Source organism: Actinacidiphila acidipaludis, from assembly GCF_019890725.1.
Classification (GTDB): Bacteria; Actinomycetota; Actinomycetes; order Streptomycetales; family Streptomycetaceae; genus Actinacidiphila; species Actinacidiphila acidipaludis.
On sequence record NZ_JAINZZ010000030.1, the window covers coordinates 1 to 17,959 of the forward strand.

At 75.4% G+C, this 17,959-nt stretch carries 16 protein-coding genes; 5 read left to right on the forward strand and 11 right to left on the reverse strand.

Annotated elements, in window-relative coordinates:
• Positions 1 to 248: 248 nt before the first annotated feature.
• The 3 genes from K7862_RS22155 to K7862_RS22165 all read right to left on the reverse strand — a co-directional run bounded on the left by K7862_RS22155 (position 249) and on the right by K7862_RS22165 (position 3,321).
• On the reverse strand, positions 249 to 1,490 hold the full coding sequence (locus K7862_RS22155) for a TerD family protein (protein ID WP_222965370.1): 1,242 nt from the start codon (positions 1,488 to 1,490) through the stop codon (positions 249 to 251).
• Positions 1,491 to 1,644: 154 nt separating this feature from the next.
• Complete coding sequence (locus K7862_RS22160) at positions 1,645 to 2,382, reverse strand: alpha/beta fold hydrolase (RefSeq protein ID WP_308012113.1); 738 nt, start codon at positions 2,380 to 2,382, stop codon at positions 1,645 to 1,647.
• 114 nt (positions 2,383 to 2,496) lie between these two features.
• Positions 2,497 to 3,321, reverse strand: a complete 825-nt coding sequence (locus K7862_RS22165) for an NAD-dependent epimerase/dehydratase family protein (protein ID WP_222965229.1) — start codon at positions 3,319 to 3,321, stop codon at positions 2,497 to 2,499.
• Between the two features lie 211 nt (positions 3,322 to 3,532).
• Between K7862_RS22165 and K7862_RS22170 the strand changes: the two genes are divergently transcribed.
• Both K7862_RS22170 and K7862_RS22175 read left to right on the forward strand, forming a co-directional pair.
• Entirely contained in the window at positions 3,533 to 4,465 is a 933-nt protein-coding gene (locus tag K7862_RS22170) for a 5-dehydro-4-deoxyglucarate dehydratase (protein ID WP_222965231.1), read from the forward strand.
• Between the two features lie 22 nt (positions 4,466 to 4,487).
• Positions 4,488 to 5,669, forward strand: coding sequence for a hypothetical protein (locus tag K7862_RS22175; RefSeq protein WP_222965233.1), 1,182 nt, complete (start codon positions 4,488 to 4,490; stop codon positions 5,667 to 5,669).
• A 352-nt stretch (positions 5,670 to 6,021) separates the two neighbouring features.
• Here K7862_RS22175 and K7862_RS22180 read toward each other — a convergent pair whose 3' ends face one another.
• The 4 genes from K7862_RS22180 to K7862_RS22195 form a co-directional block, all read right to left on the reverse strand.
• Positions 6,022 to 6,909, reverse strand: coding sequence for a hypothetical protein (locus K7862_RS22180; RefSeq protein ID WP_222965235.1), 888 nt, complete (start codon positions 6,907 to 6,909; stop codon positions 6,022 to 6,024).
• On the reverse strand, positions 6,909 to 7,532 hold the full coding sequence (locus K7862_RS22185; RefSeq protein ID WP_222965237.1) for a SigE family RNA polymerase sigma factor: 624 nt from the start codon (positions 7,530 to 7,532) through the stop codon (positions 6,909 to 6,911). Before K7862_RS22185 ends, K7862_RS22180 begins: the two co-directional genes overlap by 1 nt.
• 163 nt (positions 7,533 to 7,695) lie before the next feature.
• Positions 7,696 to 8,544 carry a class I SAM-dependent methyltransferase gene (locus tag K7862_RS22190; protein WP_222965239.1) on the reverse strand — a complete coding sequence of 283 codons (849 nt, stop codon included), beginning with the start codon at positions 8,542 to 8,544 and terminating at the stop codon, positions 7,696 to 7,698.
• A 27-nt stretch (positions 8,545 to 8,571) separates the two neighbouring features.
• The gene (locus K7862_RS22195; protein ID WP_069462429.1) at positions 8,572 to 9,342 is read right to left on the reverse strand and encodes an IclR family transcriptional regulator; all 771 of its coding nucleotides are present in this window, start codon (positions 9,340 to 9,342) and stop codon (positions 8,572 to 8,574) included.
• Between the two features lie 229 nt (positions 9,343 to 9,571).
• Between K7862_RS22195 and K7862_RS22200 the strand changes: the two genes are divergently transcribed.
• Positions 9,572 to 11,134, forward strand: coding sequence for an aldehyde dehydrogenase (NADP(+)) (locus tag K7862_RS22200; RefSeq protein ID WP_222965241.1), 1,563 nt, complete (start codon positions 9,572 to 9,574; stop codon positions 11,132 to 11,134).
• 206 nt (positions 11,135 to 11,340) lie between these two features.
• On the opposite strand, the gene K7862_RS22205 is transcribed toward K7862_RS22200, so the two are convergent.
• On the reverse strand, positions 11,341 to 12,405 hold the full coding sequence (locus K7862_RS22205) for an aminotransferase class V-fold PLP-dependent enzyme (RefSeq protein ID WP_222965243.1): 1,065 nt from the start codon (positions 12,403 to 12,405) through the stop codon (positions 11,341 to 11,343).
• A gap of 69 nt (positions 12,406 to 12,474) precedes the next feature.
• Here K7862_RS22205 and K7862_RS22210 point away from each other — a divergent pair, with 69 nt between their 5' ends.
• On the forward strand, positions 12,475 to 13,563 hold the full coding sequence (locus tag K7862_RS22210) for an amidohydrolase family protein (RefSeq protein ID WP_222965245.1): 1,089 nt from the start codon (positions 12,475 to 12,477) through the stop codon (positions 13,561 to 13,563).
• A 381-nt stretch (positions 13,564 to 13,944) separates the two neighbouring features.
• Positions 13,945 to 15,144 (forward strand): SCO1860 family LAETG-anchored protein, encoded by a 1,200-nt coding sequence (locus K7862_RS22215; protein ID WP_262413599.1) that lies wholly within the window; start codon positions 13,945 to 13,947, stop codon positions 15,142 to 15,144.
• Positions 15,145 to 15,275: 131 nt separating this feature from the next.
• Here K7862_RS22215 and cobC read toward each other — a convergent pair whose 3' ends face one another.
• The 3 genes from cobC to K7862_RS22230 are packed head-to-tail and all read right to left on the reverse strand — an operon-like array spanning position 15,276 to position 17,933.
• Positions 15,276 to 16,421 carry an Rv2231c family histidinol phosphate aminotransferase CobC gene (cobC, locus tag K7862_RS22220; RefSeq protein WP_222965247.1) on the reverse strand — a complete coding sequence of 382 codons (1,146 nt, stop codon included), beginning with the start codon at positions 16,419 to 16,421 and terminating at the stop codon, positions 15,276 to 15,278.
• Positions 16,405 to 17,346: a sirohydrochlorin chelatase gene (locus K7862_RS22225; RefSeq protein WP_222965249.1), complete on the reverse strand. Its 942-nt coding sequence runs from the start codon at positions 17,344 to 17,346 to the stop codon at positions 16,405 to 16,407. Before K7862_RS22225 ends, cobC begins: the two co-directional genes overlap by 17 nt.
• Positions 17,343 to 17,933 (reverse strand): precorrin-8X methylmutase, encoded by a 591-nt coding sequence (locus K7862_RS22230; RefSeq protein WP_222965251.1) that lies wholly within the window; start codon positions 17,931 to 17,933, stop codon positions 17,343 to 17,345. The genes K7862_RS22225 and K7862_RS22230 overlap by 4 nt, the downstream gene beginning before the upstream one ends.
• Between the last annotated feature and the right edge of the window lie 26 nt (positions 17,934 to 17,959).

Here is a 17,959-nt window from a genome sequence, read left to right on the forward strand (position 1 = left end):
TGGCCCTGACGGCCGACTGGCGCGTCGACTCCCTGACGGAACTCGCCGACCGGCTCACCGCCTGACCGCGCCCCGCCGCCACGACGCCCCGGCGCCCGGGACCGGGAACGGCCGGCCCTGCCTCCGGAGCGCTCGCGACGGTCTCATCCGCCACCGCCACCGCCTGTGCGGGGTCGGGCAGCCGGCCCGGAGGCTCCTTGCGGGGTCCGGGCCGACCACGTGGTGGCGAGCACGCGCTGCACCGCGGGCTACAGCGCGGCGGCTCCCGGCTTCTCCATGCCGCGGGCGGTGCGGGAGTCGACGAAGGAGCCGAGGGCCGTCATCTCCCATTCTCCCGAGTACTGCTTGATGAGTTTGGCCATCAGGACGCCGGTGCGGGCCTCGCCGTTGGTGAGGTCGAAGCGGACCAGCTCCTCGCCGGTCGCGGCGTCCATCAGGCGGCAGTAGGCCTTGGCCACCTTGTTGAACTTCTGGCCCGAGTAGGAGTTGACGGTGAAGACCAGGCCGGTGACGTCCGCCGGGAGGCCGCCGAGGTGGACGGTGATCGCCTCGTCGTCGCCCGAGCCCTCGCCGGTGAGGTTGTCGCCGGAGTGCTGGATGGCGCCGTCGAGCACCATCAGCTTGCCGAAGTAGCAGGTGGCGATGGCGTTCCGCTGCGGTCCGTAGGCGATGACGGAGGCGTCCAGGTCGATGGCGCGGCCGCCGAACGCGGGCTCCCAGCCCAGTCCCATCCGCACCGAGGACAGCAGCGGCTTGCCGCCCTTGACCAGGGAGACCGTCTCGTTCTTGCGCAGGTTGACGCGGCCCTTGTCCAGGTTGATCCGGCCGGGCGCCGGTGCGGCCGCCGGGGGAGCGGGAGGGGCCGCGGGCGGCGGCGGGAGGTGGGTGGCGGCCGGGCCGGTGGGTGCGGCGGCGCCCGGCGGCGGGAACGCGGCGGGCGGGGGCGGCGGCACGGTCGCGGGCACCGAGGCCGGCGGCTGCGGGGCGGCGGGCGCGGCCGGTTCCTCGACGCTCACCCCGAAGTCGGTGGCGATCCCCGCCAGCCCGTCGGCGTACCCCTGGCCCACGGCGCGGACCTTCCACGCGCCGCCGCGCCGGTACACCTCGACGACGACCAGCGCCGTCTCGGGCCCGAGGCCGGTGGGGGCGAAGGTGGCGATCTCGGCTCCGTCGTCCGCGCTGCGCACCGTCGCGGTGGGGGTCGTCCCGGAGAACGCCCCGCCGCCGTCGATGCTGGCGGTCACCACGATCTTCTCGATCGCGGGCGGCACCGCGGCGGTGTCCACGGTGATCGCGTCGGGGGCGGAGCCCCCGCCCCCGCGGTACGACACGCCGGGCCCCTGGGGCTGGTTGTAGAAGACGAAGTCGTCGTCGGAGCGCACCTTGCCGTCAGCGGTCAGGAGCAGGCTCGAGACGTCGAGCCGCACGGGAGCGGTGACCTCCACCGTCACCCGCGGCACGGACAGCGGCACATTCGAGCCGGGCGTCATTGCGGTCATGTCCGGGTAACGACCGGCCTTGCTTTGCGGTTCCATTACCCCCGCGGACGGGTGACGGCCCCGGCCGGACGGCCCACCGACCGCTCCACCGCCCACCTCGGACGGCCCACCGCCCGGGCGTCCGTCTGCGTCCGTCTGCGGCCTGTCACGTCCACGCGGCGCGCAGCGCGGTCCCGCGGACCGGCAGGGCCAGGCCCTCGGTGGAGACGGCCGGCAGGGCGAACGCGGCGGCGGTCTCGGCGGGCAGCGGCGCGAAGCCGAGCAGCGCGCCCACCGACTCGGCGGTCAGCGAGTGCCACACCGACGCCTCCCGCAGCATGGCGTGGTCGCCCCCGGCCAGCTCGTAGCGGCACACCTGGGCCCCTGCCGAGCGCGCGCGCCCGGCCATCGACAGCGAACCGTCGGGCGAGGTGACGCGGTCGGCCCGCGCGTGGACGAACACCAGGCGCCGGCCCGTGAGATGGTCCACCGGCTCGCCGGGCGGGCACCACGGCGCGAGGGCCACCACCCCGGCGACGTCGTCGGCGCCCGCGGCGCGCAGCGCGGCCCGGCCGCCCATCGAATGGCCGAGCAGCACGGTGGGGACGCCGCCGGTCAGCTTGGACAGTTCCGCCAGGGCCGCCGTCGCGTCCCGGGCGGCGTCGGCGCGCTCGCCGTTCCAGCCGCGGTGCCGGTAGCGGGCCTCGGCGATCAGCAGGGCCCGCGGTCCGGCGGCGCGGTCCAGGGCCCGGACGAAGGGCCGCATCCGCCACGAGGGCGCGTTGAGCGGGGCCGGCCGCCGCAGGCCGTTCTCCGAGCCGCCGTGCAGCACCAGCACCGCGGCCTCCGGCCGGCCGGCGGGCCGCCGCACCACGACGCCCTGGTACGTGCGCTCAGCGGCCACCGTGCACCCCACTTCCGCGGGCCTGCCCCGCGGGGTCATTCGTAGCAGACCCCGCGGGCCCGCGGTGGGAGGGCGCCGTCCCGCGCCGACCCCGCAGGCCTCGCGGGCATCCCCTCAGTACGGCCAGACCGGCGGCGTCGTGCAGAACGCGCCGCCGAGGTTGGCGTGCGCCGGCTCGTCCGGGTCCAGTTCGCCCTGCTCGGCGACCAGCTTCGCCGCGAACGGCTCGGAGTCGTCCCGCGGTTCGTAGCCGAGGGCCCGTGCGGGCGCCAGGTCCCACCACAGCCGCGTGTTGGCGGACGAGCCGTAGACCACGGTGTGGCCGGTGACGTCGGCGGTGAGCGCGGCGTGGAAGAGCCGTGCGCCGTCGGCGGGGCTCATCCACACCGACAGCATGCGCACCGTGGTCGGCTCGGGGAAGCAGGAGCCGATGCGCACCGAGACGGTGTCGACGCCGTGCAGGTCGGCGTAGAGCTGGGCGAGGTCCTCGCCGAAACACTTGGACAGGCCGTAGTAGGTGTCGGGCCGGAGCGGCGTGTCGATCGGGATGAGCGCCTCCGGGGGCAGCGGGTACGCCCCTTCCGGGCGGGGGGTGAAGCCCACGGCGTGGTTGCTGGAGGCGAAGACGACCCGCCGCACGCCCTCCTCGCGCACCGCCTCGTAGAGGTTGTGGGTGCCCTCGATGTTGGCCCGCAGGATCTTGTCGAACGTCGACTCCAGCGAGATGCCCGCCAGGTGCAGCACCGCGTCGGCGCCGCGGACCGCTTCACGCAGCGCGTCGCGGTCGGCCAGGTCGGCGACGATCGCGTCGGGCGCGTCGGGGATCGGGCGGACGTCGAAGAGCCGCAGCTCGTAGCCGTAGGACGGCAGCAGGCCGCGCATCAGGGTGCCGAGCCCGCCGGCGGCGCCGGTGAGCAGGATGGTGCGGGGAGCGGGCATTCCAGGGGCCTCCTCGGTACCGGACGACCCGCCGAGTATATCCATGGATGGGGTTCATGTACGTGGACGATGAAGCGCCGGGTGACGCCGCGCCGGAGGCCGCTCGTCGGCTTGACCCGTGCCGGTGACCTCGCCTAGCGTGGCAGCGTTCATGAATATGGACGTGGATCAGATGAGCGCACATCACGCGCCTCACGCAGAGGGGACCACGATGACCTCACCCGCACTCGCCGAGCGTCTCGACGGCCTGCTGTTCTTCCCCGTGACGGCCTTCGGCCCGGACGGCGGCCTCGACCTCGACGCCTTCCGCGCGCACGTGCGCGCGGGGGTGGAAGCGGGTGCGGCAGCGGTGTTCGCCTGCTGCGGCACGGGCGAGTTCCACGCCCTGTCCCCCGAGGAGTTCGGCGCCTGCGTGGCCGCGGCCGTCGAGGAGACCGCGGGCCGCGTGCCGGTGGTGGCGGGCGCCGGATACGGCACCGTACTGGCCCTGCGGTACGCCAGGATCGCCGAGGAGGCCGGCGCCGACGGCCTGCTCGCCATGCCGCCCTACCTGGTGGTCGCCGACCAGCAGGGCCTGCTGCGCCACTACACCGCGCTCGCCCAGGGCACCGGCCTCGACGTCATCGTCTACCAGCGCGACAACGCGGTGTTCACGCCCGAGACGGTCGTCGCGCTCGCCCAGGTCCCCAACATCATCGGCCTCAAGGACGGTCACGGCGACCTCGATCTGATGCAGCGGATCATCAGCGCGGTCCGCACCGAGCTGCCCGGCCGGAACTTCCTGTACTTCAACGGCCTGCCCACCGCCGAACTCACCGGCCTGGCCTACCGCGGCATCGGCGTCAGCCTCTACTCCTCGGCCGTGTACGCCTTCTCGCCCGAGATCGCCCTCGCCTTCCACAGTGCGCTCGCGCGCGGCGACGACGCGACCGTCAACCGGCTGCTCGACGGCTTCTACCGGCCGTTGGTCGACCTGCGCAACCAGGGCCGCGGCTACGCGGTCTCGCTCGTGAAGGCGGGGGTCCGGCTGCGCGGGCTGGACGTCGGCGAGGTCCGGCCGCCGCTGTCGGAGCCGGCCGCCGCGCACGTCAAGGAACTCGGCGAACTCATCGAACGCGGCCTCGCCCTGCTCGGCGACCACTGACCGCCGCGCGAGGGCAGCCGTCATGAAGAGCTCCGCCTTCCTCTACCCCTGGGACGTGGCCGGCGACCCGGCCGCCGCGTCCCGCGTCGCGGACCTCGGCGTCCGGCAGGTCACGCTCGCCTCCGCGTACCACTCGACGCGGGCCCTGACCCCGCGCCACCCCCGCCGCCGCGTCGTCACCGCCGAGTACGCGGCCGTGCTCTACCCGCCGGACGAACAGCGCTGGCGGGGACGGACGTTGCGCCCGAGGCCGGCCGGCAGCTGGGTGGACGGGCCCGACGCGTACGGGACGGCGGCCGCCGCGCTGGAGGCCGCCGGACTGGAGGTGCACACCTGGGTGGTGCTGGCGCACAACTCCCGCCTGGGCGAGGAGCACCCGGACACCAACGTGGTCAACGCCCACGGCGACCGCTACCCGTGGGCGCCGTGCATCGCGCACCCGGAGGTGCGCCGCTACCTCGTCGACCTGGCAGCCGAGGCCGCCGTACGCCCTGGCGCCCGCGGGACCGAGCTGGAGTCCCTCGGCTGGTACGGCCTGGCGCACCTGCACGCGCACGACAAGATCGGCGGAGTGCCGCTCGGTGACGCCGCCCAGTACCTGATGTCGCTGTGCTTCTGCGCGTACTGCCGCGCCGGCTACGCGAGCCTGGGGGCGGATCCCGAGCGCCTGGCCGCCGCCGTGCGGCAGGCGCTGGCCCCCGCCTGGGCGCAGGGCAGCACCGACGCGGGCCTGCCGGCCGTCGAGAAGCTGCTCGGCGCCGAGTCGGCCGACGTGGCCCTCACCTGGCGTCTGAACCGGGCCCGTTCGCTCCAGGAGCAGGCTGTCGCCGCGGTGCGCGCCGCCGCGCCGGCCGGGTTCCAGGTGCTGATGCACGCCGACCCGGCGCCGTACCACTGCGGGGCGAACGCCGGTGTGGACCCGGCGCACATCCTCGGCCACACCGACGGGCTCGTGCTGCCCTGCACCGGCGGTCCGGCCGTCCGCGAGGCGATGCTCACCCCGACCGTGCCCCACGCCCGGCCCGGCTCCGTGCTCGCCGCCAACTTCACGGTGGTCGGCGGAATGGGCGGGCGTCCGGGCGAACTCGCCGCCGACGCCGCGCACGCCGCGGCCCTGGGCGCCACCGAACTCCGCCTCTACCACGCGGGCCTGGCGTCCGAGGCCGACCTGGCGGCGGTCCGCGAGGCACTGGCCGGGCTCTGATCCCGGGCGGCCCGGACGGCTGTGGTGGGCGGGAAGTCGGCTTGTTCCGCAGCCCGAACGACGGTGCTGGAACCGCGAGTCGGCCCTTCGGCGACCCGGACTGCCGTGAGGAGGGGGAGACATGACCCGAACGGCCCGGCGGCCGGGGACGCCACCGGGCCGGGCACCCGGGGAGCGGCGATCATGGGGGTACCGCCGCGCCCCGGTGCTGCCCGCCCGTCGGCGGGAGGGCCGTGCATACCCAAGTCGCCACCGGGACTCAGGAGGTTGCCGTGGCGACGGGCAATTTTTCCGGGAGGTTACCAGGCGGTAGGGCCGGGCCACCCCTCTTTGACGGCACGCGTGTTGCCGGTCAGTAGCTGCCGCCCAGCGTGACCGCTCCGCCGGGCCCGTTCGCCACGGCCGTGTACCGGTCCCCGCTGGTGTCGCGGTCGCCGCCCGCGTGGTTGAACTGGCCCGCGAAGGTGTAGGTGCCGGCGGCCAGCGTCTGCCCGGCGTCCAGGTCCCACCGGTAGACCAGGTAGTCGCCCTCGACGGCGACGGACGCGGCGGTCTGCCCCGACACCGAGTCGAAGGACCCCGTGCTGCTGACGCCCGTCGTCCTGGCGATGCGCAGCTCGATGTGGAGCGAGGTCAGCGGGCGGCCGACCGTCAGCCGTACGTCGCTCTGCGTCCAGTAGTCGTTGCTGGCGGAGTCGACCGACCCCACGCACGACACTCCGGAGGACGACCCGGACGTGGCGGGCGGCGCGCCCTTGGACGGGGTGCCGCCGGACGGTGCCGCCGGTGTCGCCGTGCCCGCCGGCGTCCCGGAGGCCGGCGGCACCGGAACGCGCCCCGACGCGTGCTCCGAGCCCCGGCCCGGCTCCACCGGGGCGGTCGAGACCGGGTGCGTGGGGGAGTGCGGCGGGCCGCTCGCCGTGCCCGAAGCGGTGACAGGCGGAGGGGCGCCGGAGTCGCCGGCCGTCGAGACCACACTCCGGCCGGGCGTGCCCGTGCTCCCGGTGACGGCGCCGACCGCGAGCCCGCCCAGGCCCACGGCCCCGGCCACCGCGGCGGCCACCGCCGCCACCCGCATCCAGGGCGCCGGCCGGCTGTCCCGCGGGGAGCGCTCCCGCTCCCCGGCGGGGCCCTGCCCGTCGGGAGCGGCCATCGCCTGCTCGACCCGGGCGAGGATGCGTTCCCGGTCGGGCCGGTGCGCGGCGGCTGCCTCCCGCAACCGTTCCGGCAGTTCGGCCATCACACTCCCCGTCCCGTACGCGTACGGGCACGCGCCGGAGAGGCGGGCGCACCCAGGATCCGTGCCGTGCCCGGGTCCTGTCCGCCCGCGCGCGGTACCGCCGGAACCGTATCGGGCTCGGCCGCCCGCGGCGCCAGCAGTCGCTCCAACTCGGCCACTCCGCGGGAGGTCTGGCTCTTGACGGTGCCCACCGAGATGCCCAGGGCCGCCGCCGTGTCGCGCTCCGAGAGGTCGAAGGCGTGCCGCAGCACCACGCACGCGCGCTTGCGGAACGGCAGCCGCTGCAGCGCCTCCCGCAGGTCCAGCACGGCGGGCACGTCCGGGTCGTCGACGCGTTCGCTGCGCTGCGACCAGAACAGCGCGACCCGCCGCCGCTCGCGCACCGCGCTGCGGATGCGTGAGCGGGCCAGGTTGGCCACCACGCCGCGGGCGTACGCGACCGGGTTCTCGGCGTCCCGCACCCGGTCCCAGCGGCGCCACAGCGCCACCAGCGCGTCGGCCGCGAGGTCGTCCGCCGCGTCCGCCTCGCCGGTCAACAGGTGCGCCAGCCGGGCCAGTTCGGCGTAGTGCCGTTCGAAGAACGCGTGGAACGCGGCCGTATCGTCGTCGACGACTGTGCCCACCGTCACCTCTTCCTGCCCGGACCTCCCGCCACGGCGCGGCGTGAGCGTAGCAGCGGGGAAACGCCCTGGGCAGAGGTCGGGAATCAGTGAATTCCCGGGGCCGGCGGCGGTGTTGCGCCACCGGTGAGCCGGGCGGCCGCCGGCGGCGCCGGGCCTCGGCCGGTCAGTCCGCGACGCGCACGCAGCGCTCGACCCGGGTGACCATCGGGAAGTCGAAGGACCCGGACGCGGTGTCCGCGCGGGAGGCCAGGAACTCCCGCACACGGTCGAGGACTTCGTCGCGCTCGCGGGGCTCCAGGAGCAGGATCGACGAGTGCGTGGCCACGTTGGCGACCAGGGATTCGGCGGTGCGCTGCTGGAAGTGCGGCACGTGGGTGCTCTCCACCGGCGAGAACGCGGGGTGCGCGGTGATGCCGTGGGTCGTCGGCCACTCCACGAACGACACCCGGCTGCTGGAGATCCGGCCCAGCTCGGCGATCCAGCCCACCCGGTCGTCGTCGCTGTTCCACAGGGCCGCCAGCACCCCGCCGGGCCGCAGCACCCGGGCGATCTCCGGCAGCGCCTTCTCCTGGTCGAACCAGTGGAACGCCTGCCCCACCAGCACCGCGTCGACCGAGGCGTCGGGCAGCGGGATGTCCTCGGCGCCCCCGGGCAGCGCCCGCACCTCCGGCACCCGGACGCGCAGCTCGCCGAGCATCGCGGGATCGGGCTCCACGGCCGTCACGCGGTGGCCGAGCCCGGTGAGCACGGCGGTCAGCTTGCCGGTGCCCGCGCCCAGGTCGAGGATGTCCAGGGCCGTCCCCGCGGTCGGGCCCGGCGCCGACAGCACCGGGGCGAGCGCCCAGTTCACCCCGTCCCGGGGGTAGTCGGGCCGGTGTTCGGCGTACGCGGCGGCCTCGGCCCCGAAGGACGAGGCGCGCCGGGCGCGCAGGGCGGGATCGCCGGGCTGCCGGCTCGGGTCGTGGGGCTGCTGGGCTGAGGTGCGCGGCGCGGGTCCGCGATCGGTGGCCATGGCAGCGACCCTACGCACCGCGGGCCGTCACAGGCGGCGGGTGGCCAGCAGCAGGCGGTCCCGGGCGTCGAACAGCGTGTCCTTGATCATCTGCTCGTGCCCCGGGGTGAGCCGGGCCACCGGCACCGAGCAGCTCACCGCGTCCCGCGCGGGCGTGCGGTAGGGGATGGCGATGCCGAAGCAGCGCAGGCCCAGTGTGTTCTCCTCGCGGTCCACGGCGTAGCCCTGCTCGCGGATCTGGGCCAGCTCCTCGATGAGCTTCTCGCGGTCGGTGTGGGTGTGCTCGGTCAGCGGCTCCAGCGTCTCCGGCAGCAGCTTGCGGACCTGCTCGTCGGTGTACGTGGCCAGCAGCGCCTTGCCGAGCGAGGTGGAATGCGCCGGCAGCCGGCGGCCGACCCGGGTGAACGGCCGCAGGTAGTGCTGCGACTGCCGGGTGGCCAGGTACACCACGTTCGTGCCGTCCAGCCGCGCCAGGTGGATGGTCTCACTGGTGTCGTCCGACAGGCGGTCCAGGGTCGGCCGGGCGGCGGCCACCACCTCGTCGCCGTCGATGTAGGAGGTGCCGACCAGCAGCGCTCGTACGCCGATGCCGTACCGGGTGCCCGTGGCGTCGGTCTCGATCCAGCCGAGTTCCACCAGCGTGCGCAGCAGCATGTAGAGGCTGGACTTGGGGTAGCCGACGGACTCCTGGACCGCGGCCAGGCTGTGCATGCCGGGGCTGTTGGCGAAGAACTCCAGCAGCTCCACGGTGCGGACCGCGGACTTGACCTGGGAACCGGCTCCCTCGGCAGCAGCCATCGCCTTAGACCCCTCTTGTTCGCCCGGGAGGCGTGGACGTAGGCTCCCGAGATAGGTTCACATGTGAAGACGTTGTTCAGTATAGAGAACCGCGGATCGTGTGGGCGCGGTACGGCGGCAGTCGCGGCGGCAGGATCGCCGGGGCCGCGGCGGGCTCCGGTCACCCCCGGACCGGCCTCCGACCGTACCGTCACAGGTCGCGGGCGTGGATACGTGGAGGTTAGTTTCGGTGGCAGTACCAGTCTGGAGCGTCGACCCCCGAACCGGGAAGCAGCGGGCCGAGGCCGGTCCCGCCGCCGGCCCGGTCGCCACCGAGGCCACCGCCGACCAGGTCGACGCCGCCGTGCGGGCCGCGGCCGCCGCCCTGCCCGCGCTCGCCGACCGCCCCGCCCGCGCCGCGCTGCTGCGCGGCGCCGCCGGGCTCCTGGAGGAGTCGGCCGAGGAGATCATCGCCACCGCGGACGCCGAGACCGCGCTGGGCGTCCCCCGGCTCACCGGTGAACTGGCGCGCACCGCCTTCCAGTTGCGCACGTTCGCCGACGTCGTCGACGAGGGCGCGTTCCTCGACGTGATCATCGACCACCCCGACCCCGACGCGAAGCCCATCCCGCGCCCCGACCTGCGGCGCTACAAGATCCCGCTGGGCGTGGTGGCCGTCTACGCGGCGAGCAACTTCCCGCTCGCCTTCTCCGTGCCCGGCGGCGACACCGCCAGCGCGCTGGCCGCCGGCTGCCCCGTCGTCGTCAAGGCCCACCCCGACCACCCGGCGACCTCCGAGCTGTGCGCACGGGCGCTGCGCCGCGCCGCGGTCGCGGCCGGGCTGCCCGAGGACACGGTCGTGCTGCTGCACGGCTTCCAGGCGGGCGTCGACCTGGTGCGCCACCCGCTCGTGTCCGCCGCCGGCTTCACGGGGTCCATCCCCGGCGGACGCGCCCTGTTCGACGCGGCCGCCGCCCGCCCCCGGCCGATCCCCTTCCACGGCGAGCTGGGCAGCCTCAACCCGGTCGTCGTCACCGAGGCCGCTGCGGCCGAGCGCGCCGAGCAGATCGGCACCGGGCTCGCGGGCTCGTTCACCCTCGGCAACGGGCAGTTCTGCACCAAGCCCGGCCTGGTCCTGGCCCCCTCCGGTGAGGACGGCGACCGGCTGGTGCGGGCGCTCACCGGCGCGGCCGAGCAGGCGGCGGCCGGCGTGCTGCTCGACTCCCGCATGCGGGACAACTTCGTCAAGGGCGCCGCGGCCCGGGTGGCCCTGCCCGGCGTCACCACCCCCGTCGCCCCCGGCGCCGCCGACGACCTCTCCGAACAGCGCGTCCGCGCCGGGTACGTCGTCGTCGACGCCGCCGACCTCTCCGAACAGGGCGCCTACGACCTGCTGCTGGAGGAGTGCTTCGGGCCGCTGACGGTGATCGTGCGGTACGCCGACGCCGCCGCGCTCGGCGCGGTGCTCGACCGGCTGCCCGGCAACCTCACCGCCACCGCCCACCTCGGTGCGGCCGAGGCCGGCGAGGAGGGCGGCCCGGCCGCCGACCTGCTGCGCCGCCTCACCGCGCTCGCCGGCCGGGTCCTCGTCAACGGCTGGCCCACCGGCGTGGCCGTGACCGGCGCCCAGCACCACGGCGGGCCGTACCCCGCCACCACCTCGACGTCCACGTCCGTGGGCGCCACCGCCATCGAGCGCTGGCTGCGGCCGGTCGCCTACCAGGACACGCCGCCGGCCCTGCTCCCCCCCGAACTGCGGGACGGGAACCCGCTGGGGCTGCCCCGCAGGGTGGACGGCGTCCAGCAGCTCTGAGGCGGCGCCTGCTGCTGGGCTTCCGGAACCTCGGGCCCGGCCTGCGGGGGTGCGCTGCCCGCAGCTTCCCCTGTCCGGCCGTCGGGCTGCCCCCGGCGCGACGAGCCGCAACGCACCGTTGGACGGCGACGGCGCCCCGGAGCACCCCGGATGCCGAAGGGGGGGCGAACCCCAGTACGTTCCGGGCGAGCCTCCCCCGCAGGGGGCTAGCGGTGGAGGGCCGCGCTCAACGCACTCAGCGCCCGGGCGACCGCCGCATCCGTGGCATCCATCCCGTAATGGTTGACACGGAGCATCTCCGCGGCCAGCGCCCCGCCGCCCGCCGCGAGCGCCGCACCCGGATCCGCGGCCAGCGCCGCCGCGACCAGCTCACCGGCGTGCATGCCCTGCGGCGTGCGCATCGTCGTCGCGACCGGCGCCGCGTGCGCCGCCTCCGTCACGAACGGGGTCAGCCCGAGGTCCAGCGCACCCTCGCGGGCGGCCGCCGCCGCGTCCCGGTGCCGCGCCATGACCGCGTCGAGCCCCTCCCGCTCGATCGCGTCCAGGCACGCGTCCAGCGCCAGGATCTCCAGCTGCGCGGGCGCGTGCAGCAGCGCCTTCCGCCCGCCGTCGATCCACCGCTCCTTCCAGTCCAGGAGCGACAGGTACGAGTGCCGCGGCGCCGCCGCGTTGTCCGCCATCCGCTGCCACGCGCGTTCACTGACCGCGACCGCCGACACCCCGGCCGGCCCGCCCATCGCCTTCTGGCCGCCGATCACGCACAGGTCCACGCCCCACGCGTCCGGCAGCAGCGGCTCGGCGGCGACCGACGCCACGGCGTCGAGCATGAACAGCGCGCCGCTGCCCCGCACGGCCTCGCCGATCTCCGCGACGGGATTGGTGTTGCCGGTGGCCGCCTCGGCGTGGACCAGGGACACGAAGTCGATCTCCGGGTGCTCCTCCAGCGCCCGCGCGACCTGGTCCGCGCTCACCGCGGAGTCGAACGGCACCAGCAGGTCCACGACCTTGGCGCCGGCGTCCCGCAGCCAGCCGCCGAAGGTGTTGCCGTAGGGGCCGGTGACCACGTTCAGCGCCGTGGACCCGGGCCGGGCCGCGCCGCGGATGCACGCCTCGAGCGGCAGCAGGGCCTCGCCCTGCGTGATGACGACGTCCTGCCCGGTGGACAGCAGGGCCGCCACCCGGCGCTCGATCGCCGCGAAGTCCGCGGCGGTCAGCGGCGGCAGGCCGAGCAGGCCGGCGTGGGGGTGCGACGCAGGGGAGGGGTCGGACACAGCGGTGCTCCTCGGGAAGATCAGGGCCGTACGTTCCGACCCTAACCGCCGCCTCGTACAGTGCCCTGCATGGCTGATCGCGAGGTGTTGCACATCAGGGGCCGGATCCTGGCCGGACCGGAGGAGGTCCACGACGAGCTGTGGGTCGTCGGCGGCCGCGTCACGTACACCCGGCCCGCCGCCGCGCCGGACGCGACGGTCGACGGGTGGGTGCTGCCCGGCCTGGTCGACGCGCACTGCCACATCGGGCTCGACGCACACGGCGCCGTCGACCGCGACGCCGCAGAGAAGCAGGCGCTCACCGAGCGCGAGGCGGGGATGCTGCTGGCCCGGGACGCGGGTTCGCCCAGCGACACGCGGTGGATCGACGGCCGGGACGACCTGCCGCGGATCATCCGCGCCGGCCGTCACATCGCCCGCACCCGCCGCTACATCCGCAACTACGCCCACGAGATCGAGCCCGGTGACCTGGCCGCGTACGTGCGCCGGGAGGCGCGGCGCGGCGACGGCTGGGTCAAGCTCGTCGGCGACTGGATCGACCGCGACGCGGGCGACCTCGCGGCCTGCTGGCCCAAGGACGCGCTGGCCGAGGCGATCGCCGCCGCGCACCAGGAGGGCGCCCGGGTCACCGCGCACTGCTTCGCCGAGGACTCGCTGGCCGATCTGGTCACCGCGGGCATCGACTGCATCGAGCACGCCACCGGTCTGACCGACGCCACGATTCCGCTGTTCGCCGAGCACGGGGTCGCCATCGTGCCGACGCTGGTCAACATCGCGACCTTCCCGGGGATCGCGGCCGGGGGCGCGGCCAAGTACCCGCGGTGGGCGGCCCACTTGAGCCGGCTGCACGCCCGGCGGTACGACACCGTGCGCAACGCCTACGACGCGGGCATCGCGGTCTTCGCCGGGACGGACGCGGGCGGCAGTCTCGCGCACGGCCTGATCGCCGACGAGGTGGCCGAACTCGTGCGGGCCGGACTACCGGTGACCGCGGCCCTGTCCGCGACGACCTGGGGCGCCCGCAAGTGGCTGGGCCGGGCCGGCCTCACCGAGGGCGCGTCCGCCGACCTGGTGGTCTACGAGGCCGACCCGAGGGAGGACGTGCGGGTGCTGCGCGCGCCCCGCCGGGTGGTGCTGCGCGGCGCCGTCGTGGCGTGAGGGCCGCGCGGCCCGACTCAGGGTTCGGCGCCGACGCCCTCATCATCTTCATCACCACCGCCACCATCACCAGCGGCGGACCGGCCGGGCGTTGACGGGCCGTGACGCGCGCACGGCCCGGCGCGTTGAGCACCTCGGCGTACGCGCGGGCACGTCAACAGCGGTGCGGTGTTCATCCCGTGACAGGGGTGATGGGAGAGAACGACCGTACGGGCAGCAATCGAACATCCACGTGGAAACCACCCGTCAGGGTGAACTCGCGCCGTGTAGCCGCCGGTTCACCCTCAGTGCGTAAACATGGCCGGGTCGAAATCCCCGGCGGGCTGTCCCCTTATCAGCGCACGCCGGGGATGCCATGCCAGCCACAGGGGTTCGCCTACCGTGTACCGCACTATCAACTTCTCCGTATCCACCGCCCGTTCGGCCCGCCGTTCCGCCGCCGTGATCGGAGCGGCCGTCGTCCTCGCGGCCGGTTCCGCCGCCTTCGCGCCGGCCGTGCAGGCCGTTCCCGCCGACAGCCACGGCGGCGGCGAGGGCTCGTCCACCGCGACGGTGCTCCGCGCCGGCCTGGACGTCTCGCTGCTGAACAGGTCCGTCGACGTGCCCGTCAACGTCGCGCTGAACGACGTACGGGCACCCGGCGACGCCCGGGAGACGGCGCTGACCGTGAACGTCGGCCACGGCGTGGAGCACGGTCATCCGGTGACCCTCCTGCGGGCGGCGGTGGCCACCGCGAAGGCCACCGCCGACCACCACGAGGCCGAGGGCTACGCGAACATCGTCAACGCGCAGGTCCACCTGCCCGGTCTGCCGCTGCTCTCCCTCGTCAAGCTGGACGCGATCACCTCCAAGGCCACCTGCGCCCTGGGCCACCACCCGACCGCGTCCTCGCACCTGGTCGGCGTCAGCGTCCTGGGCCGCCACATCGCGCTCGACGCGAGCGGCAGGACGGACCTGAACGTGCCGGGCGTGGGCCGGGTCAGCCTCGACCTCACGAACACCGTCACCACGTCCAGCAGCGCCGCCGCGACCGCCCTGCGGCTGAGGGTGCACGTCAACCCGCTGAGCCTGGGCGTGGCCGAGGTCAGCGGCGACGTCACCCTCGCCCAGGCCACCTGCCGCATGCCGCACTCCGGCGGTTCGAGCGGCGGTTCGGACGGCGGCTGGACCAGCGGCGGTTCCGACGACGGCGGCTCGGACAACGGCGGTGCGGACAACGGCGGAACGTCCGGCGGCCACACCTCCGGCGGCACGACCGGTTCGACCACCGGCGGGTCGACCACCGGCAGCGCCACCAGCGGTGGTTCGACCACCGGCTCGGCCACCTCCGGCGGCACGTCCGGCAGTTCGGGCGCCACCGGCTCGACGGGGTCCACCACGTCGGGCTCCACCACGTCCGGCGGTACGTCCGGCAGCACCCGCGCCCAGACGGTCGCCGACACCGGCAACCTGGCCGAGACCGGCGCGAGTTCGACCACGCCCTACCTGGTGGGCGGCGCCGCCGTCCTCGTCGCGCTCGGCGCGGGTGGCGTGGTGCTGGCCGGCCGTCGCCGCCGCGCCGCCGCGCGCGACGGCGAATAGTCGCGGTACGCCGCTGCGGCCGGACGCGCATCAGGGGGTGCGTCACGGACGGCGGCGGCCCGCGGCACTGACGGCGGTGCGCGGTGCGGGGACGGGGTCCGGGGAGTCCGGCCGCCGCACCGCCCGCCGGTTCAGGGCCCTCCCGCCCCCGGCACGGCCGCCGACGTGCGGCCGGTGACACCGGGCCGGCCGGGAGGGCCGGCGGGACCCGGCGGGTCCGGGAGATCGACGGTCGCGGTCGCCAGCGCGTTCGCGAAGCCGTCGGTGGTCCGCCGGTCCCGGACCGCGACCCGGAGCCAGTCCGGACCGAGACCCGGGAACGTGTCGGCGCGGCGCACCGCGTACCCAATCGCCCGCAGCCGCAGCCGTACGTCGGCCGCGCCGGGCAGCCGCAGCAGCACGAACGGGCCCGCCGGGGACGTGCCCGCGACCTCGACGCCGGGCACCCCGCCCAGACGGTCCACCAGATAGGCCCGGTCGGCGGTGACCGTGCGGGCCGCCTCCGCCGCCTCCGCCAGCGCCTCGGGCGCCATGCACGCCTCGGCCGCGACGAGCGCCGGCGTGGACACCGCCCACAGCGGCTGAGCGGCCTGCAGGCTCCGCACGACGTCGGCGCCCGCCAGCAGATAGCCGATCCGCAGCCCCGCCAGCCCCCAGGTCTTGGTGAGGCTGCGCAGCACCACGAGACCGGGAACGCCGCCCGGCCCGGCCAGCGACTCGCGCTCGCCCGGCACCGCGTCCATGAACGCCTCGTCCACCACCAGCGTCCGCCCCGGCCGGGCCAACCGCGCGACCAGAGGGGCCGGATGGAGCACCGAGGTGGGGTTCGTCGGGTTGCCGAGGACGACGAGATCGGCGTCCTCGGGCACCGCGGCCGGGTGCAGCCGGAATCCGTCCGCCGCCTCCAGCAGCACCCGGTCCACGGCGTGACCGGCCGCACGCAGGGCCGCCTCCGGCTCGGTGAACTGCGGATGCACCACCACAGCGCGACGCGGCCGCAGCACCCGGGCGAGCAGCACGAACGCCTCGGCCGCGCCCGCGGTGAGCAGCACCTCGGACTCGGGCCTGGCGTGCCGCGCCGCCACCGCCTTCCGGGCCGCACCGGCGTCGGGATAGGCGGCGAGTCCCTTGAGCGAAGCGGCGATCCGGTCGGCCAGCCACGAAGGCGGCGTCCCCGCACGGACGTTGACGGCCAGGTCCACCAGCCCCGCGCCGACCTCCGCGTCGCCGTGGTGCCGCAGGTCGTACGTCCTGCCGGCCTCAGCGGGCGGGTGCATGCGGGTGGCCCTCTCCGTGCGGTGCGTGCGGTTCGTGGGGGTGCGGCTCGTGGCCGTGCGGGCCGTGCGTGTGGCCCGGGTCGTCCGGGTGGTGGTGCGGCTGCTGCGGGCGGCCGACCCGGTCCTCGAAGCCGGGCAGCTTGATCCGGTACACGCACGAGTCGCAGTTCATGCGCAGGTCGCCCCGCAGGCTCTCGCGGTAGCGCTCCATGACGAGTTCGGCCAGTTCCGGCTCCGGGCCGATCACGTCGGCGCAGCGCACCTCCGTGTCGTGCGCGGCGGCCCACTCGTGCGCCTGGTCCCGCACCCGGTCCGGCAGCACGCCGGGGAACAGGAAGTACGGCAGCACCACGACGCGGCGCGCCCCCAGCGCCCGGCAGCGGTCCAGCCCGGCGGGCACCGACGGCTGCGCGAGCGAGACGAACGCGGTCTCCACACCGGCCAGCCCGCGACCCTCCCACAGCAGCCGCGCCGCCTTGAAGACCTCGGCGTTGGCATCCGGATCCGTCGAGCCGCGGCCCACCAGCAGCACGGTCGTGTCCGCGCGGTCCGCGCCGGCCAGGGCCTCGTCCAGCCGCCGTTCCAGGACCTGCAGCAGCTTCGGGTGCGGACCGAGCGGCCGGCCGTAGGCGAAGGACGTGCCGGGGTGACGCCGCTCCTCACGCGCCAGCGCCGCCGGGATGTCGCCCTTGGCGTGCCCGGCGGAGACCAGCACCAGGGGCACCGCGGCGAAGTGCCGCACCCCGCCGTCCACCATGGCGGCCACCGCGTCGGCGAGCGGCGGCGGGGACAGCTCGATGAACCCCCCGCCCACCGCCAATCCGGGTTCGGCCGCGTCCAGTTGCGCGACGAAGGCGCGGAACGCCTCGGCGCCGACAGCATCGCGCGTGCCATGGCCGACGAGCAGCAGTGCAGGCGGGTTCACCGGTGGTTCTCCTTCAGGGGATGGTGCGTGTACAGCAGGGCGTTGAGGGCGGCGGCGGCGACCGCGGAGCCGCCCTTCTCGGAGACGTTGCTCACCGCGGGCAGTCCCGACGCGCGCAGCCGGGCCTTGCTCTCCGCGGCGCCCACGAAACCGACGGGCATGCCGATCACCAGGGCGGGCGCGGCGTCCAGCGCGATCAGTTCCTCCAGGGCGGTCGGCGCGCAGCCGATCACCCAGACCGCGCCCGGCCCCACCTCGGCGTAGGCCAGGCGCACCGCGTGGGCGCTGCGGGTCAGACCCGTGCAGGACGACGCGTCCGGCAGCCGGCAGACGGCCCGCCGCGCGGTGATGCCCGCGGCGACCATCTCCACGTCCGCCACGACGGGCGCGCCCGCGTGCAACGCCGCGTGCGCCGACCGCAGCTGGTCCTCGTCCGTGACCAGGTCGTCCGCGTACGACAGATCGGCGCTGGAGTGGATCACCCGTTCCAGCACGGCCCGGTGCAGCGGCGGCAGGTGCGAGGTGTCGAGCCGCGAGCGCAGGATCCGGAAGGACTCCTGCTCGATGGGGTGGACCGTGCGGGTCACGGGGCTCCTTGCGGTCGAGGGCGAGG

What these genes read in the sequence shown, in the direction of transcription:
- K7862_RS22180 (WP_222965235.1), bottom strand. Translation starts at nt 6,909, where the DNA reads ATGGCCGAACTGCCGGAACGGTTGCGGGAGGCAGCCGCCGCGCACCGG.
- K7862_RS22175 (WP_222965233.1), top strand. Translation starts at nt 4,488, where the DNA reads ATGAAGAGCTCCGCCTTCCTCTACCCCTGGGACGTGGCCGGCGACCCG.
- K7862_RS22165 (WP_222965229.1), bottom strand. Translation starts at nt 3,321, where the DNA reads ATGCCCGCTCCCCGCACCATCCTGCTCACCGGCGCCGCCGGCGGGCTC.
- K7862_RS22195 (WP_069462429.1), bottom strand. Translation starts at nt 9,342, where the DNA reads ATGGCTGCTGCCGAGGGAGCCGGTTCCCAGGTCAAGTCCGCGGTCCGC.
- K7862_RS22170 (WP_222965231.1), top strand. Translation starts at nt 3,533, where the DNA reads ATGACCTCACCCGCACTCGCCGAGCGTCTCGACGGCCTGCTGTTCTTC.
- K7862_RS22155 (WP_222965370.1), bottom strand. Translation starts at nt 1,490, where the DNA reads ATGACGCCCGGCTCGAATGTGCCGCTGTCCGTGCCGCGGGTGACGGTG.
- cobC (WP_222965247.1), bottom strand. Translation starts at nt 16,421, where the DNA reads ATGCACCCGCCCGCTGAGGCCGGCAGGACGTACGACCTGCGGCACCAC.
- K7862_RS22190 (WP_222965239.1), bottom strand. Translation starts at nt 8,544, where the DNA reads ATGGCCACCGATCGCGGACCCGCGCCGCGCACCTCAGCCCAGCAGCCC.
- K7862_RS22210 (WP_222965245.1), top strand. Translation starts at nt 12,475, where the DNA reads ATGGCTGATCGCGAGGTGTTGCACATCAGGGGCCGGATCCTGGCCGGA.